Source organism: Aeromonas sp. S5(2024), from assembly GCF_041403025.1.
Taxonomy (GTDB): Bacteria; Pseudomonadota; Gammaproteobacteria; order Enterobacterales; family Aeromonadaceae; genus Aeromonas; species Aeromonas hydrophila.
Window position 1 is genome coordinate 49,264 of sequence record NZ_JBGLRI010000007.1, and the last position, 16,648, is coordinate 65,911.

General features: G+C 58.7%; 11 protein-coding genes and 1 tRNA gene. 8 read left to right on the forward strand and 4 right to left on the reverse strand.

The genetic code is table 11. The features are described 5' to 3' along the window. Positions 1 to 39: 39 nt before the first annotated feature. The 4 genes from ACB032_RS14515 to ACB032_RS14530 all read left to right on the forward strand — a co-directional run bounded on the left by ACB032_RS14515 (position 40) and on the right by ACB032_RS14530 (position 7,279). A complete protein-coding gene (locus ACB032_RS14515; protein ID WP_371138176.1) occupies positions 40 to 1,968 on the forward strand; it encodes an ATP-dependent DNA helicase RecQ in 1,929 nt (642 codons plus the stop codon). A gap of 565 nt (positions 1,969 to 2,533) precedes the next feature. Continuing rightward, positions 2,534 to 4,456, forward strand: coding sequence for a PrkA family serine protein kinase (locus tag ACB032_RS14520; protein ID WP_011706273.1), 1,923 nt, complete (start codon positions 2,534 to 2,536; stop codon positions 4,454 to 4,456). A gap of 23 nt (positions 4,457 to 4,479) precedes the next feature. Continuing rightward, complete coding sequence (locus tag ACB032_RS14525; protein WP_016350566.1) at positions 4,480 to 5,751, forward strand: YeaH/YhbH family protein; 1,272 nt, start codon at positions 4,480 to 4,482, stop codon at positions 5,749 to 5,751. Positions 5,752 to 5,761: 10 nt separating this feature from the next. Continuing rightward, positions 5,762 to 7,279 (forward strand): SpoVR family protein, encoded by a 1,518-nt coding sequence (locus ACB032_RS14530; RefSeq protein ID WP_371138177.1) that lies wholly within the window; start codon positions 5,762 to 5,764, stop codon positions 7,277 to 7,279. Between the two features lie 65 nt (positions 7,280 to 7,344). On the opposite strand, the gene fadR is transcribed toward ACB032_RS14530, so the two are convergent. Further along, positions 7,345 to 8,058, reverse strand: coding sequence for a fatty acid metabolism transcriptional regulator FadR (gene fadR, locus ACB032_RS14535; protein WP_016350565.1), 714 nt, complete (start codon positions 8,056 to 8,058; stop codon positions 7,345 to 7,347). 333 nt (positions 8,059 to 8,391) lie between these two features. Between fadR and nhaB the strand changes: the two genes are divergently transcribed. Together nhaB and dsbB are read left to right on the forward strand one after the other, a co-directional pair. Continuing rightward, on the forward strand, positions 8,392 to 9,972 hold the full coding sequence (gene nhaB / locus ACB032_RS14540; protein WP_273763749.1) for a Na(+)/H(+) antiporter NhaB: 1,581 nt from the start codon (positions 8,392 to 8,394) through the stop codon (positions 9,970 to 9,972). Positions 9,973 to 10,057: 85 nt separating this feature from the next. Next, a complete protein-coding gene (dsbB, locus tag ACB032_RS14545; RefSeq protein WP_371138178.1) occupies positions 10,058 to 10,579 on the forward strand; it encodes a disulfide bond formation protein DsbB in 522 nt (173 codons plus the stop codon). Between the two features lie 107 nt (positions 10,580 to 10,686). Here dsbB and ACB032_RS14550 read toward each other — a convergent pair whose 3' ends face one another. The 3 genes from ACB032_RS14550 to uvrB all read right to left on the reverse strand — a co-directional run bounded on the left by ACB032_RS14550 (position 10,687) and on the right by uvrB (position 13,775). Beyond that, complete coding sequence (locus ACB032_RS14550) at positions 10,687 to 11,340, reverse strand: DedA family protein (protein ID WP_011706279.1); 654 nt, start codon at positions 11,338 to 11,340, stop codon at positions 10,687 to 10,689. 156 nt (positions 11,341 to 11,496) lie between these two features. Further along, positions 11,497 to 11,766 carry a YkvA family protein gene (locus tag ACB032_RS14555; protein WP_011706280.1) on the reverse strand — a complete coding sequence of 90 codons (270 nt, stop codon included), beginning with the start codon at positions 11,764 to 11,766 and terminating at the stop codon, positions 11,497 to 11,499. Next, on the reverse strand, positions 11,763 to 13,775 hold the full coding sequence (gene uvrB, locus ACB032_RS14560) for an excinuclease ABC subunit UvrB (RefSeq protein ID WP_029303152.1): 2,013 nt from the start codon (positions 13,773 to 13,775) through the stop codon (positions 11,763 to 11,765). Before uvrB ends, ACB032_RS14555 begins: the two co-directional genes overlap by 4 nt. Before the next feature lie 135 nt (positions 13,776 to 13,910). Between uvrB and ACB032_RS14565 the strand changes: the two genes are divergently transcribed. Next, positions 13,911 to 13,986 (forward strand) — tRNA-Asn (locus ACB032_RS14565). A 775-nt stretch (positions 13,987 to 14,761) separates the two neighbouring features. After that, positions 14,762 to 16,447 carry an aspartate:alanine antiporter gene (locus ACB032_RS14570; protein ID WP_011706282.1) on the forward strand — a complete coding sequence of 562 codons (1,686 nt, stop codon included), beginning with the start codon at positions 14,762 to 14,764 and terminating at the stop codon, positions 16,445 to 16,447. Positions 16,448 to 16,648 lie beyond the last annotated feature (201 nt).

The following is a 16,648-nucleotide window of genomic DNA, read 5'->3' on the forward strand; positions in this document are numbered from 1 at the left end:
GCAGTGGTATCATGACGGTTTTCGCGCTGGAGCCCTGCCATGATCTCATCCCTGTTGACCCGTCACTTCGGCTTCGATCGGTTAAGACCGGGACAGGAGGCGGTGATCAGCCGATTACTGGCCGGCCAGAGTGCCGCCGCCATCTTCCCCACCGGCTCCGGCAAGTCTCTCTGTTATCAGTTGCCGGCGCTTGCCCTGCCCCATCTGACCCTGGTGATTTCGCCGCTGATCGCACTGATGCACGATCAGCTCGCCTTCCTTCGCAGCAAAGGGATCGCCGCCGCCACCCTCGACTCGAGCCTGACGCCGGAAGAGAGCCGCCGGGTGATGCAGCAGGCCGGCGATGGCCAGCTCAAGATCCTGATGATCTCGGTGGAGCGGCTCAAGAACGAACGCTTTCGCCGCTTCATCCAGCAGGTGCCGCTGTCGATGCTGGTGGTGGACGAGGCCCACTGCATTTCGGAGTGGGGCCACAACTTTCGCCCCGACTATCTCAAGCTGCCGGATTACCGCCGTGAATTGCAGATCCCACAGGTGTTGCTGCTGACGGCCACCGCCACCCCGGCGGTCATGGCCGACATGCAGGCCAAATTCGAGATCGAGGATGAGGGGCTCATCGTCACCGGTTTTTATCGCTCCAACCTGGACTTGGCCGTGGTACCGCTGCCTGACGAGGCTCGCGATAGCTGGCTGCATGCCGAACTGGTTCGTGACCCCACCGCGCCGACCATCATCTATGTCACCCTGCAACACACTGCAGAGCAGTGCGCCGCCCGCTTGCAACAAGCCGGGATCAGGGCGCGCGCCTATCACGCCGGGCTCGATGCCACCCTGCGCAGCCAGATCCAGCACGACTTCATGGCCGGCAAGCTGGACTGCATCGTGGCGACCATCGCCTTCGGCATGGGGATCGACAAGGCCGATATTCGCCGGGTGATCCATTACGATCTGCCCAAATCCATCGAAAACTACAGTCAGGAGATAGGCCGCGCCGGCCGGGATGGTCTGCCTTCCCGCTGCATGGTACTGGCCAATCGCAGCCAGTTGCCGGTGCTGGAAAACTTCGTCTATGGCGACACCCCGGACAGAGCAGCCATCGTCACCTTGCTCGAGATCTTGCAGCAAAGCGGCAGCGAGTGGGAATTTGGCTTGCTGCGCCTCTCCAACGACACCAATATCCGTCAACTGCCGCTCAAGACCCTGCTGGTCTACCTGGAGATGGCGGGCATCATAGCGCCGGCCTACAGCTATTTTGCCGAGTATCGCTTCAAGTTCGTGCTGGACAAGGCCGACATCCTGGTCCGTTTCAATCCGGCGCGACGCCAGTTTCTGGAGCAAGTGTTCGCCAGTGCCCCGCAAGCGCGCAGCTGGTGCACCATGGACTTCGAGGCGCTCTGGCAGGGTTATCAGGGGGAGCGGTCGCGGGCTGCTGCCGCGCTGGATTATCTGCAGCAGCAAGGCTGGATTGAACTGGAGAGCAAGCAGATGACCGAGGTCTATCGGGTGCTGCAACAAGATCTGGACATAGCAACGCTGGCCGATCAGCTGCACGCACTGTTTGAAAAGAAAGAGCAAAGCGAGCTCGCGCGTCTGCAGGCATTGCTGGGTTTCTTTACCTCCAGCAGTTGCCTGAGCCATGAGCTGGCCCGCTACTTTGCCGATCAGGCCGCGCCCACCCATTGCGGGCACTGCTCGGTCTGTCGGGGAGAGGTGGCACAGCTTCCCTCCTTACCCAGCCGGACACTCCCCAATGAACAGGGGCTCAGAGCCTGGTGCGATCCGCTGGTGGCCCTGTGCCACAGCCGGGATCCCCGCATCCTGACGCGTTTCCTGTGTGGCATCACCACCCCGCTCACCACCCGGCTCAAGGCCAAAAGCCTGGCTGGATTCGGCCAGCTGGCGTCCCACCCCTTTGCCGATGTGCTGGCGGCCGTATCCCGCATTTATGCCGCTCGCCAACAGGAATAAGCGGCTTAAACATCGGGTAGAGTCCAAAAAAATAAGACCCTCGCATCTGCGAGGGTCAAGCCAACGGAAACGTGCTTAAACAGAGCTTTGTATCAGCAACCAGCCACTCTCTTGCTAAAGCGCTGACTGCCTGACACAGGGCCAATCTAGAGCAGTCGCAATGTAGCGTCAATGTAAAAATTAGAGCTAAAACACTAAACAAAACACTTTCCGTGCACGTAAACGTAATACCAGTTCGTCTCGTCTACGCCCTGCCCCTTGCCCCGTCTGTGCTGCAGCCAGTCTCCCAAATAAACGCGATGTCATTTCCATTTTCCGACAAACATTTATTTTTTATGTCTTTGACATTTACCTCACTATCGTGGCAAAAATAATTTAACAGTCAGTAACATAGGTGTGTCACTGATTGCGCCTTCCCGCATTGGGTCGGGAAGTACCCTTGCAAATTTAAACCAATAGTTGGTGATGGATTACTGGGGGCTGTTGACTAGGCTTAATGAGGTAAACAGAACAAAAGTAGTGATCCACTCTTTTCAGGGTAAGCGACTATAACGAGGGCAAAGTTATGGGCATCTTCGAGCATTATCAACAGCGATATGAGAAAGCCAGGGAAGAGGAATACACCATCCAGGAATTTCTGGATATGTGTAAGCAGGACAAATCCTGCTACGCCTCCGCCGCCGAGCGTTTGCTGGTCGCCATCGGCGAACCGGAAATGATCGACACCTCGGTCAACCCCAGACTCAGTCGCCTTTTCTCCAACCGCGTCGTGGCACGCTATCCCGCCTTCAAAGATTTCTACGGCATGGAAGAGGCCATCGAACAGATTGTCTCCTACCTCAAGCACTCGGCTCAGGGCCTGGAAGAGAAGAAGCAGATCCTCTATCTGCTGGGGCCGGTTGGCGGTGGTAAATCCTCGCTGGCAGAGAAACTCAAATCCCTGATGCAGAAGGTGCCTGTCTATCGCATCAAGGGTTCACCGGTCAACGACCACCCCTTCTGCCTGTTCGACATCGAAGAAGATGGCGAGATTCTGGAGAAGGAGTACGGCATTCCGCGCCGTTATCTGCGCCCCATCATGTCCCCCTGGGTCGCCAAACGACTGCACGAGTTTGGTGGCGACATCACCAAATTCAAGGTGGAGAAGGTCAATCCCTCCATCCTCGACCAGATCGCCATCGCCAAGACCGAACCGGGAGATGACAACAACCAGGACATCTCCTCGCTGGTCGGCAAGGTGGATATCCGCATGCTGGAGCACTTTGCCCAGGATGATGCCGACGCCTACTCCTACTCGGGCGCACTGTGCAAGGCGAACCAAGGGATCATGGAGTTCGTCGAGATGTTCAAGGCGCCCATCAAGGTGCTGCACCCGCTGCTGACCGCCACCCAGGAGGGCAACTACAACGGAACCGAGGGGCTCTCCGCCCTGCCCTTCGACGGCATCCTGCTGGCCCACTCCAACGAATCCGAGTGGCAGCAGTTCCGCAACAACAAGAACAACGAGGCTTTCCTCGACCGGGTCTACATCGTCAAGGTGCCTTACTGCCTGCGCGTCTCCGAAGAGGTGAAGATCTACGAGAAGCTGCTGGTCAACAGCGAGCTAACCGATGCCAAATGCGCTCCGGGCACTCTTGAACTGCTGGGCCAGTTCTCCGTGCTGTCGCGCCTCAAGGAGCCGGAAAACTCCAGCCTCTACTCCAAGATGCGGGTCTATGATGGCGAGAGCCTCAAAGACACGGATCCCAAGGCGAAGAGCTATCAGGAGTATCGCGACTACGCCGGGGTGGATGAAGGGATGAATGGCCTGTCCACCCGCTTCGCGTTCAAGATCCTCTCCCGCGTCTTCAACTTCGACCACGCGGAAGTGGCGGCCAACCCGGTACACCTCTTCTATGTGCTGGAGCAGCAGATCGAACGCGAGCAGTTCCCGCAAGAGCTGCATGATCGCTACCTCGAGTTCATCAAGGGCTATCTGACCCCGCGCTATGTGGAGTTCATCGGCAAGGAGATCCAGACCGCCTACCTCGAGTCCTACTCCGAGTACGGTCAGAACATCTTCGACCGCTACGTCACCTACGCCGATTTCTGGATCCAGGATCAGGAGTACCGTGACCCCGAGACCGGCCAGCTGTTTGACCGCGCGTCGCTCAACAGTGAACTGGAGAAGATTGAGAAACCCGCCGGGATCAGCAACCCGAAAGATTTCCGCAACGAGATCGTCAACTTCGTGCTGCGTGCCCGGGCCAACAATGCAGGCCGTAACCCCAACTGGACCAGTTACGAGAAGCTGCGCACCGTGATCGAGAAGAAGATGTTCTCCAACACGGAAGAGCTGCTGCCGGTTATCTCCTTCAACAGCAAAACCTCAGCCGAGGAGCAGAAGAAGCACGATAACTTTGTCGAACGGATGATGGAGAAAGGCTACACCCGCAAACAGGTGCGACTGCTCTCCGAATGGTATCTCAGGGTACGCAAGTCATCCTGACCCTGACTGTTCAAGGGGGAGTTATGGCGCATTTTATCGACCGCAGGCTCAACGGCAAAAACAAAAGCGCTGTCAATCGGCAGCGCTTCATCCGCCGCTACAAGAAGCAGATCAAACAAGCGGTCTCTGATGCTGTCTCCAAGCGCAGCATTCAGGACGTAGACACGGGCGAGAGCATCAGCATCCCGACCAAGGATATCGGCGAGCCCCATTTCCATCAGGGGCAAGGCGGTAAACGAGAGATGGTGCATCCCGGCAATGACCAGTTCGTCTCCGGCGACAAGATTGACCGCCCCAAGGGGGGAGGTGGCGGTCAAGGCTCTGGCGAAGGGCAGGCCTCCAACCAGGGAGAAGGAGCGGACGACTTCGTCTTCCAGATCTCCAAGGATGAGTACCTCGACCTGCTGTTTGAAGATCTTGAGCTGCCGCGGCTGCAGAAAACCCAGCTCAACCAGCTGATGGAAGTCAAAACCTACCGGGCGGGCTACACCTCCAACGGGGTGCCCGCCAACATCAACGTGGTGCGTTCACTGCAAAATTCGCTGGCCCGTCGGATGGCGCTGCAGGCCGGCAAGAAACGCCAGCTGCATGAGCTGGAAGATAGGCTGGCCCTGCTGGCAGCAGATCCCAACGAACATTTTGCCGAAATAGCCCAGCTCGAGAAGGAGATCAGGGAGCTGAAAAGACGGATCGACGCGGTCCCTTTCATCGACACCTTCGATCTCAAATTCAACAACTTCGTCAAACGGCCCGTCCCCTCCAGCCAGGCGGTGATGTTCTGCCTGATGGACGTGTCGGGCTCCATGGATCAGGCCACCAAGGAGATGGCCAAGCGCTTCTACATCCTGCTCTATCTGTTCCTGAGCCGGACCTACAAAAACGTCGAAGTGGTCTATATCCGCCACCATACCCAGGCCAAGGAGGTGGATGAGCATGAGTTCTTCTACTCCCAGGAAACCGGCGGCACCATCGTCTCCAGCGCCCTCAAGATGATGAACGACATCATCAACGAGCGTTATCCTGCCCATCAGTGGAACATCTATGCGGCGCAAGCCTCGGATGGCGATAACTGGGCCGATGACTCGCCTCAATGCCGGGAGATCCTGGCGCGGGACATCATGCCGCGAGTGCGGTACTACTCCTATATCGAGATCACTACCCGTGCCCACCAGACGCTGTGGCACGAATATGAATCGGTCGCCAGCGAGTTCCCCCACTTCGCGATGGAACACATTCGCAAGGTAGAGGATATCTATCCGGTATTCCGGGAGCTGTTCAAGAAGCAAGCGGCGTGAGGGAGGTCATATGGTAGAAACCGCAAGAAAAGTCGCACCGCTGGACGATGGCCCGGACTGGAACTTCGACCTGCTGGACATTTACCATCAGGAGATAGCCCGGGTCGCCAAGTTCTATCGACTGGATACCTACCCCAACCAGATCGAGGTGATCACGGCAGAGCAGATGATGGATGCCTACTCCAGCGTCGGCATGCCCATCGGTTATCAGCACTGGTCATTCGGCAAGCGCTTCATTCACACCGAGCGCAACTACAAACGTGGCCAGATGGGGCTGGCCTACGAGATCGTCATCAACTCGGATCCCTGCATCGCCTATCTGATGGAGGAGAACACCATGCCGATGCAGGCATTGGTGATGGCCCACGCCTGCTACGGCCACAACTCCTTCTTCAAAAACAACTACCTGTTCAAGACCTGGACCGATGCCTCCTCCATCATCGACTATCTGCTGTTCGCCAAGAACTACATCACCGAGTGTGAAGAGAAACACGGCATCGATGCGGTGGAGAAGCTGCTCGACTCCTGCCATGCCTTGATGAACTTCGGGGTGGATCGCTACAAACGGCCGCAGAAGATCTCGCTGGCCGAAGAGAAGCGACGCCAGAAGGCACGGGAAGACTATCTGCAGACTCAGGTCAATGAGCTGTGGCGAACCCTGCCCAAGCAGCACAAGGCCTCCGGGGTGGAGGACAGACGCTACCCGGCTGAACCACAGGAGAACATTCTCTATTTCATCGAAAAGAATGCCCCTCTGCTGGAACCCTGGCAGCGCGAGATAGTGCGCATCGTGCGCAAGATCAGCCAGTACTTCTATCCGCAAAAGCAGACCCAGGTGATGAACGAAGGGTGGGCCACCTTCTGGCACTACACCATCCTCAATCACCTCTATGATGAGGGCAAGATCAGCGATCGCTTCATGATTGAGGTGCTGCACAGCCACACCAACGTGGTCTACCAGCCCCCCTACAACAGCCGCTACTACTCAGGGATCAACCCCTACGCCCTCGGCTTTGCCATGTTTACCGACCTGCGCCGCATCTGCGAGAACCCGACCGAGGAGGACAGATACTGGTTCCCCGATTACGCCGGCAGCAACTGGGTCGATACCCTGCATTTCGCCATGCAGAACTTCAAGGATGAGAGCTTCATCAGCCAGTTCCTCAGCCCCAAGGTGATGCGCGACATGAAGCTGTTCGCCATTGATGACGACGATCTGAAGAACTATCTCAAGGTCTCCGCCATCCACAATGACGAGGGCTACCGCCAGGTACGCAATACCCTGTCGGCCCAATACAACCTGAGCAATCTGGAGCCCAACATCCAGGTATTCAATGTGGCAGTGAAGGGCGATCGCTCCCTGACACTGCGCTACGTGCCGCACAACCGGATCCCGCTGGGGGACTCCCGTCACGAGGTGCTCAAGCATCTGCACCAGTTGTGGGGGTTCGATGTGGTGCTGGAGCAGGACAATGGTGAACTTCCTCCCGATATCATCGGGCGTTGCCCGGAGAAAAAGCCGGCTTGAGCAAGCAGCTCATCCACCATAAAAAAACGCGCCATTCGGCGCGTTTTTCTTGCATCAGAATCCGATCAGTTGTCGCACAGATTGCTCGGCATGTCCTGACGCAGACGGGTCCACAACTTGCCTGACTCGATACCGTACTGACGTACCGTCATGAACACGGCCTCGTGATTCTTGGTCTCGGCCAGGTTCAGCAAGGTCTTGTAGTAGGCATCGGCTGCTTCACGGGCCTGCTTGTCGGAGAAGTAGTAACGGCCAACCCGGCTATACAGCCCCTTGAAGCCGTTGAGGATCAGGGCATAAATCGGGTTGCCGGAGGCAAAGGAGAGCTGGTGGTGCAGGCGATAATCAAACTCGGCATACGCTTCCGGGGAGTTCTCTACCGCGTCGGCACCGCGCAGGATCTCGGCGGCTTGCTCCGGATTGTTGCGGATCGCGCCACGAATAAAGATGGTGCAGATGTTGGTGCGCGCCGACAGCAGCTGGGCTACCAGATCCGGCACCTTGTCCTGATCCAGCCTGGCCAGGGTCTCCAAAATGTTGAGGCCCGAGGTTTCCCAGAAGTTGTTCACCTTGGTCGGTTTGCCATGCTGGATGGTGAGCCAGCCATCACGGGCCAGACGCTGCAGCACTTCACGCAAGGTGGTTCGAGTCACACCAATCAGCTCGGACAGCTCACGCTCGGCCGGCAAGATGGATCCTGGAGGAAAGCGATTGTTCCAGATGGACTCGATGATATATTCCTCGGCAAACCCTGCAGGGCTCTGCGCTTTTATGACCATGTAGTGACTCTGTTGTAGTACGTAAAAAGGCTCACGAATAATAGCAAAGCAGGGAGGGCTGGCAAGCAGAAGGTCGGTCCTCTGCTCACATAAGCAGGCCATTTTGTTAAAAATATGTATTGACTGCTACGATGGGTGTCAGCCAACCCCATCGATTGGCGATAAAACGGCCAATCTCGTGGGCAAGGCCGACTATGTTATTTATAGTTAATGCTCTTTTTGATTAAAATCATGAGGAATCAATCTGATAAGGGACAACATCCGGATGTTCTGGTCGAGCCTGTCTTGACTGCATAGACGCAGATACCAACCACAACACAGAGACCCATTATTATGCCAATCAGCTTAGGGCAAGCCTTTGCCAGGAACTTTCTGGGCAATGCGCCCCAGTGGTACAAGGCCGCTATTCTTCTATTCCTGCTGATCAACCCGATCGCCTTTTACCTCGATCCCTTCATCGCCGGCTGGCTGCTGGTCGTCGAGTTCATCTTCACGCTGGCCATGGCCCTCAAGTGCTATCCGTTGCAACCCGGCGGTCTGCTGGCCATTGAGGCGGTGCTGATCGGCATGACCTCGGCAGAGCAGGTCAAACATGAGCTGGTGGCCAATATCGAGGTACTGCTGCTGCTGGTCTTCATGGTGGCCGGCATCTATTTCATGAAGCAACTGCTGCTCTATGTGTTTACCAAGCTGCTGATCCGGATCCACTCCAAGACCCTGCTTTCATTGGCATTTTGTCTGGTCTCCGCCTTCCTGTCAGCCTTCCTCGACGCCCTCACCGTGATCGCCGTGGTGATCAGCGTCGCCACCGGTTTCTACGCCATCTATCACAAGGTCTCTTCCGGCAAGGAGTTCGGCAACCCGCACGATCACACCGATGATGACGCCGTCAATGAACTCAATCGCCAACATCTGGACGACTTTCGCGCCTTCCTCCGCAGCCTGATGATGCATGCCGCCATCGGTACCGCCCTCGGCGGTGTCTGCACCCTGGTAGGAGAACCGCAGAACCTGATCATCGGCGAGCAGGCGGGCTGGAACTTCGGCGAGTTTGCCATTCGCATGTCTCCAGTCACGGTGCCGGTGTTCATCTGCGGCCTGCTCACCTGTGTTCTGGTCGAAAAGTGCCGCTGGTTTGGCTACGGCGCCAAGCTGCCGGACGCAGTACGCCGCATCATGGAGGATTACAACCGCTATGAAGAGGCCGGACGTACCGCCCAGGACAAGGCCAAGCTTATCGTGCAGGCCATGATCGCCCTCTGGCTGATCCTGGGGCTGGCCATGCACCTGGCGGCGGTGGGCCTCATCGGCCTGTCGGTCATCGTGCTGGCCACCTCGCTCACCGGCATCACCGAAGAGCACTCCCTCGGCAAGGCATTCCAGGAGGCGCTGCCCTTTACCGCCCTGCTGGCCGTCTTCTTCAGCGTGGTCGCCGTCATCATCGACCAGCAGCTGTTCAAACCGGTTATCCAGTGGGTGCTGGCCGCCGAGCCGGACGCCCAGCTCGCGCTCTTCTATCTGGCCAACGGCCTGCTCTCCATGGTCAGTGACAACGTCTTCGTCGGCACCGTCTACATCAACGAGGTGAAGACGGCGCTGCTCAACAACGCCATCAGCCGCGAGCAGTTCGAACTGCTGGCCGTGGCCATCAACACCGGGACCAACCTGCCGTCGGTGGCCACCCCCAACGGTCAGGCCGCCTTCCTGTTCATGCTGACCTCGGCGCTGGCACCGCTTCTGCGCCTCTCCTACGGGCGCATGGTGTGGATGGCGCTGCCCTATACCCTGGTGCTGGGACTGGTGGGTTTCTTCTCGGTGGAGATACTGCTCGGGCCGCTCACCGACTGGTTCTATCAGGCCGGCTGGCTGGTGCTCGACAATGTCACGCCGGCGGTGCTGCCCGCCCTGCATTGATACCATAAGGGCCCATGCGGGCCCTTTCCTTTTGGCCCCTGCTCTGCTCTAATTCAGCCACTGTTTTTTCTGTGAGATCAACCAGATGATAGAGTTTCTGCGCCGTATTGCCGCCCATCGCCTGGCCTGGAGTCTGCTTGCAGCCTCTGCCCTGTTCCTCGAGTTGAGCGCCCTTTTCTTCCAGCATGTGCTGGGCCTGCATCCCTGCGTCATGTGCGTCTATGAGCGGATCGCCACGCTGGGAGCCCTCACCGCAGGGCTGCTCGGCATGGTGGCGCCGCAGAAATGGTACGTGCGCTGGAGTGCTCTGCTGTTGTGGGGCTCCAGTGCCTTCTGGGGCCTGAAACTGGCGCTCAAGCATGTGGATTATCAGGTCAATCCCTCCCCCTTCAACGTCTGCGAAGGCTTTGTCGACTTCCCGAGCTGGGCGCCGCTGGATCAGTGGATCCCCTGGATGTTCTACCCGGATGGCGATTGCAGCGAGGTCACCTGGCAGTTCCTGAGCTTCTCCATGCCTCAGTGGCTGGTGGCCATCTTCGCCGCCTACCTGCTGGTGTTCGTCGTGGTGGCCATCGGCAATCTGGTCAAGGGTCGCTGCTGCAACTAAGCCCGATAGCAGTACAAATAGCCCGATAGCAGTACAAATAAAGAAGGGAGCCAGCGGCTCCCTTCTTTTTTATGTCATTCTGCTTCATCAGCCAGGTGGCAGGGTGCTCAGGAAGCCGCCTTGCTGGCGTTCATTCTGGCCTTCACCATGCCGATCACCATGGGCAGCAGCGAAATACCGATGATGCCGAAGATGAGCAGGGTAAAGTTCTGACGCACCACCGGCAGATTGCCGAAGAAGTGGCCGGCATAGACGAATGAAAGGACCCACAACAGACCGCCCACCAGATTGAACGCCAGGAAGCGCGGGTAGGTCATGGCACCCATGCCCGCCACGAAGGGCGCGAAGGTGCGCACGATGGGCAGGAAGCGGGTGATGATGATGGTCTTGCCGCCATGCTTGGCGTAGAAGGCATGGGTCTTGTCCAGGTAATCCCGCCGGAAAATCTTGGAGTCAGGATTGCGAAACAGCTGCTCGCCGAAGAAGTGACCTATGGTGTAGTTCACCACGTTGCCGAGCACCGCGGCGATGATCAGCACGGCGGCCAGGGTATGCACATCCAGCACGCTGCCCACGGTGAGCGCACCGGCGGCAAACAGCAGGGAATCGCCCGGCAGGAAGGGGGTTACCACCAGTCCGGTCTCGCAGAAGATGATCAGAAACAGGATGGCGTAAACCCAGATCCCATAGTTTTCAAACAGCTCTTTCAAGTGCACGTCGACGTGCAGGATAAAATCAATCGCAAACAGGATCAGATCCATTTTCTCATACCCATAAAGTGAACGGCGTGGAGTCTACGCCAATGCATTGAGCGCCACAATCTCCCCCACCATGCTCTTTCTTATCACGCCCAAACACAACCGGCATGACACTTTTCATCAAATCGATGGCGATACAGCGGGCACGGCCAAGGCGGCCTACTCCCGCTCGGCGAGCGCCGCCCTCACGGCACCGGGCAGGCATAACTCCCAACCCCACAACAAGAGCAGCAGCAAGGTCGCATCGTCGAGCCAGCCAACAAATGGCACCACATCGGGGATGAGATCCAGCGGGCTGATGCCGTAGAGCAGGACCAGGATCACCAGCCCCCTGGCCCACCAGGGGGTATCAGGGTGACGAAAACCCCGATAGAGGCGGCGCAAACGCCGCCAGATCAGCCAGCGTCGGGCGCCCGGCAAGGCACTCAACTCTCGATCAACTCGTTGCGCAGCCGCTGGATCTGGTCCCGCAGCGCTGCCGCCTGCTCGAACTCCAGATCCCGTGCATGCTGGAACATCTGCTCTTCCATCCGCTTGATCTCCTTGCTGATCTCGCTGGCGGAGCGGGCATGGTACTCCCCTTGCGGCTCGGCGGCCTTGCGACTGCCCCGCCCGCTCTTGCCCGCACTGCGACTGCCTCCCATGTCCATCACATCGCCCACCGACTTGTTGAGCCCCGTCGGGGTGATGCCGTGTTCCTGGTTGTGGGCATGCTGCAGGGCGCGGCGCCGCTCGGTCTCTTCGATCGCCACCTGCATGGAGTTGGTGATGGTATCCCCGTAGAGAATGACCTTGCCGTTGAGGTTGCGCGCCGCCCGGCCGATGGTCTGGATGAGGGAGCGGGTGGAGCGCAGGAAACCCTCTTTATCTGCATCCAGGATCGCCACCAGCGAGACCTCCGGCATATCTAGCCCCTCCCGCAGCAGGTTGATCCCCACCAGCACGTCGAACTTGCCGAGGCGCAGGTCCCGAATGATCTCCACCCGCTCGACGGTGTCGATGTCGGAGTGCAGATAACGCACCCGCACCTCGTGATCCGCCAGGTATTCGGTCAAGTCCTCCGCCATCCGCTTGGTGAGGGTGGTGACCAGCACCCGCTCCTCCACCGCCACCCGTTTGCGGATCTCGGAGAGCAGGTCGTCCACCTGGGTAGTGACCGGACGCACCTCGATCTCGGGGTCCAGCAGGCCGGTGGGGCGCACCACCTGCTGCACCACATCGCCGCCGGACTTCTCCAGCTCGTAGGGGCCGGGGGTGGCCGAGACAAACACCGTCTGCGGCATAAGCGCCTCGAACTCGTCGAACTTGAGCGGCCGGTTGTCGAGCGCCGAGGGGAGCCGGAAGCCGTACTCCACCAGGGTCTCCTTGCGGGATCTGTCCCCTTTGAACATGGCGCCGATCTGCGGCACCGTGACGTGGGATTCATCGATGATGAGCAGGCCATCCCCCGGCAGATAGTCAAACAGGGTGGGCGGCGGCTCGCCGGGCGCGCGGCCGGAGAGGTAACGGCTGTAGTTCTCGATGCCCGAGCAATAGCCCAGCTCCTGCATCATCTCGATGTCGAACTGGGTACGCTGGCTGATGCGCTGCTCCTCCACCAGCTTGCCCAGCGACAACAGCTGTTCACGGCGGCTCTTGAGCTCCTCCTTGATGTGCTCGATGGCCCCCAGGATGGTCTCGCGCGGAGTGGCATAGTGGGTCTTGGGATAGATGGTGTAGCGCACCACCGTCTGCTCGATGGCACCGGTCAGCGGATCGAACAGGGAGAGACGCTCCACCTCCTCGTCAAACAGCTCCACCCGCAGGGCCAGCTTGTCCGATTCGGCGGGGTAGATGTCGATCACCTCCCCCCGCACCCGGAAGGTGCCGCGCTGGAAGGCCATGTCATTGCGGGTGTACTGCAGCTCGGCGAGACGGCGCAGGATATCCCGCTGATTGATCAGGTCCCCCACTTTCAGGTGCAGCATCATGCTGAGGTAGGCTTGCGGATCCCCCAGACCGTAGATGGCCGACACCGAGGCGACGATCACCACGTCACGGCGCTCCAGCAGTGCCTTGGTGGCCGACAGCCGCATCTGCTCGATGTGATCGTTGATGGAGGCATCCTTCTCGATGAAGGTGTCGGTGGTCGGCACATAGGCTTCCGGCTGGTAGTAGTCGTAGTAGGAGACGAAATACTCCACCGAGTTGTCGGGAAAGAACTCCTTCATCTCGCCATAGAGCTGGGCCGCCAGGGTCTTGTTGGGAGCCAGGATCATGGTAGGGCGATTGAGGGTGGCAATGACGTTGGCCATGGTGAAGGTCTTGCCCGAGCCGGTCACCCCGAGCAGGGTCTGATGGGCAAGGCCGGATTCGATGCCATCGAGCAGCTGGGCGATGGCCCTTGGCTGATCCCCGGCGGGTTGAAACTGGCTGGCCAGCTGGAATAACTTGCTCATGACGACTCCCGGCAAAAAAACGCAAGAGCAGAAGTGTACTCCGAGATGGGGTGGACTGGGTATCCACTCTGCCGGAAGAAGCGGCTATTGACCTCGAAATACGACCTCTGTATGATGTTCCTCCTTGCCTGATGTTCCCCCGTAGTTCAGTCGGTAGAACGGCGGACTGTTAATCCGTATGTCACTGGTTCAAGTCCAGTCGGGGGAGCCAATCTCCTCACCATCTCGGTGCAAGTTATCCACTTTAGTGCTTTCCTCTGCCAATTTTAATGCACAAGCCGCCTCCCGCGGTGACGCCTCTCTTTTGATTCCGCATCCGCCCCGGCAGCGTTTTGTTCTGCTGCGTCTAACCATTTGATTTTTATAGAAACAATTTATCTCAGGTATTTTTTGAACAGTCCTTGCAGCCCAGTATTGGCGCGGGGTACAGCCTGATCACCAAGTTTCATGAACAGGGTTATCCACAGATTCTGTGGGTAAGTAGAGCAAAGCCAATGACGGCCTAGGCTGGCAGGCCATTGCCAGCAACGGGCGATGTTTTTCCCTGCCGACCTGATTTTCTGCTGTTTTTGGGCTCCCCCCTGAATGGGTTGCCATCGCCGCCGACAGATGCCTTTTGCAGATATCTTTTCGCCATCCCACACAACATGGGTCACTCCCTGGCGACCCCCACCGATCGGCTCCCGGACTCATGCCATCCCCTTCAGTCAGATGTGCTGAAAAACCAGGAAACCGCCCAGCCAAACAGCAGAGAATAAATTTTCAAGCAGAGCGGAAAGACGAGGATCACAGATAGCAGGAATCACTAATTGACAGCGGGGCTGGCAGAGGGAAATAGAGGTCATCACCAGACCCGCCCCGCAGTTTCCCCCACACAGGCGAGCTGCGTGGCGGGTTAGTGCCGATTAATCCTCCTTTGACGCTTCTTTATTGGTGAGGGATCCGGCACAATATCGGCCCCACTTTTTTCCTCGGTTTTTCCGGGCATGACCATAGATTTTGTGACACTGCTACATCAAAGCGACTCCCTGCTGCTGTTCGTGGTACTGGCCTTCGGCCTGCTGCTCGGTAAAGTCAGGTTCGGCAACTTCCAGATCGGCAACACCATCGGCGTGCTGTTTACCGCCCTGCTGTTCGGCCAGATGGGCTTCGAATTCACCGCCACTACGGAGAACGTCGGCTTCATGCTGTTCATCTTCTGCGTGGGGATAGAAGCGGGGCCGCACTTCTTCAGCGTCTTCCTGCGTGACGGCATCCACTACATCACCCTCACCCTGGTGATCCTGCTGACCGCCCTCTTCCTCACCGTGGGGCTGGCCAAGTTCTTCAACCTGGGGCCGGGCATGGCGGCCGGCATATTGGCCGGCTCGCTCACCTCGACCCCGGCGCTGGTGGGCGCGCAGGATGCCCTGCGCAGCGGCCTGCTCAACCTGCCCCATCAGACCGACATGCAGTCAGTGCTCGACAACATGGGCATCGGCTATGCACTCACCTATCTGGTGGGGCTGGTCGGCCTGATGCTGGTGGTGCGCTACCTGCCTTCGCTGGCACGGCTCGACCTCAACACCGAGGCGCAGAAGATCGCCCGCGAGCGCGGCCTCTCCGACAACGAGAGCCGCAAGACCTACCTGCCCATCATCCGTGCCTACCGGGTCGGCCCGGAGCTCGCGGCCTGGATCGGCGGCCGCACCCTGCGCGAGACCGGCATCTACCCCCACACCGGCTGCTACGTGGAGCGGATCCGCCGCAACGGCATTCTGGCGAGCCCGGATGGCGACGCCGTCATTCAGGAAGGGGACGAGATCGCCCTGGTGGGTTACCCCGAGAGCCATGAGAAGCTCGACGTCAACTACCGCAACGGCAAGGAGGTGTTCGACCGCAACCTGCTTGACCTGCAGATCGTCACCGAAGAGATAGTGGTGAAAAACGATGCGGTGGTGGGTCGCCATCTGGTTGAGCTCAACCTCACCGAGAAGGGCTGCTTCCTCAACCGGGTGGTGCGCTCCCAGATCGAGATGCCGTTCGATCGCAACATCATGCTGCAAAAGGGCGACGTGTTGCAGATCAGCGGCGAGAAGCAGCGGGTCAAGCTGCTGGCCAACAAGATTGGCTTCATCAGCATCCATAGCCAGACCACGGATCTGGTGGCCTTCACCACCTTCTTCGTGCTGGGGCTGCTGATCGGCTCCGTCTCCCTGGTATTCGGCCAGCTCGAATTTGGGCTGGGCAACGCCGTCGGCCTGCTGCTGGCGGGGATCCTGATGGGCTACCTGCGCGCCAACCACCCCACGGTCGGCTACGTGCCGCCGGGCGCCCTGCGTCTGGCCAAGGATCTCGGCCTGGCGGTGTTCATGGTGAGCACTGGCCTCAAAGCCGGCGGCGGCATTCTGGATCACCTGAGCCAGGTCGGTGCCGTGGTTCTCTTCTCCGGCATGCTGGTGACTACCCTGCCGGTGCTGGTGGGCTATCTGTTCGGGGTCTGGGTGCTGAAGATGAACCCGGCCCTGCTGCTCGGCGCCATCACGGGAGCCCGCACCTGCGCCCCGGCCATGGACGTGGTGAACGAGGCGGCCAACAGCTCCATCCCGGCGCTCGGCTATGCCGGCACCTATGCGGTGGCCAACGTCATGCTGACTCTGGCGGGCTCCTTCATCATCGGCTTCTGGTTCTAGCGCCGACTGTCTAGCACAGCACCAATCCCGCCAACCCAAGGGGAGCCGTTATGGCTCCCCTTTTCGTTTATGGCTCCCAAACTCCCATTCGTTCGCCTCCGCCGGATAGGGCCTATCGTGCTATCTGCCCCTCACCGACCAAACCCAATGAGCTAAAGCGCCCGCCCCATGCCGCTTACACTCAATGAAACACACGAGGGC

Bases quoted from the DNA above. Each gene is read 5' to 3' on its own strand.
- fadR (WP_016350565.1), bottom strand. From the start codon at position 8,058: ATGGTCATAAAAGCGCAGAGCCCTGCAGGGTTTGCCGAGGAATATATC.
- ACB032_RS14525 (WP_016350566.1), top strand. From the start codon at position 4,480: ATGGCGCATTTTATCGACCGCAGGCTCAACGGCAAAAACAAAAGCGCT.
- ACB032_RS14520 (WP_011706273.1), top strand. From the start codon at position 2,534: ATGGGCATCTTCGAGCATTATCAACAGCGATATGAGAAAGCCAGGGAA.
- uvrB (WP_029303152.1), bottom strand. From the start codon at position 13,775: ATGAGCAAGTTATTCCAGCTGGCCAGCCAGTTTCAACCCGCCGGGGAT.
- ACB032_RS14550 (WP_011706279.1), bottom strand. From the start codon at position 11,340: ATGGATCTGATCCTGTTTGCGATTGATTTTATCCTGCACGTCGACGTG.
- ACB032_RS14530 (WP_371138177.1), top strand. From the start codon at position 5,762: ATGGTAGAAACCGCAAGAAAAGTCGCACCGCTGGACGATGGCCCGGAC.
- dsbB (WP_371138178.1), top strand. From the start codon at position 10,058: ATGATAGAGTTTCTGCGCCGTATTGCCGCCCATCGCCTGGCCTGGAGT.
- nhaB (WP_273763749.1), top strand. From the start codon at position 8,392: ATGCCAATCAGCTTAGGGCAAGCCTTTGCCAGGAACTTTCTGGGCAAT.
- ACB032_RS14570 (WP_011706282.1), top strand. From the start codon at position 14,762: ATGACCATAGATTTTGTGACACTGCTACATCAAAGCGACTCCCTGCTG.
- ACB032_RS14515 (WP_371138176.1), top strand. From the start codon at position 40: ATGATCTCATCCCTGTTGACCCGTCACTTCGGCTTCGATCGGTTAAGA.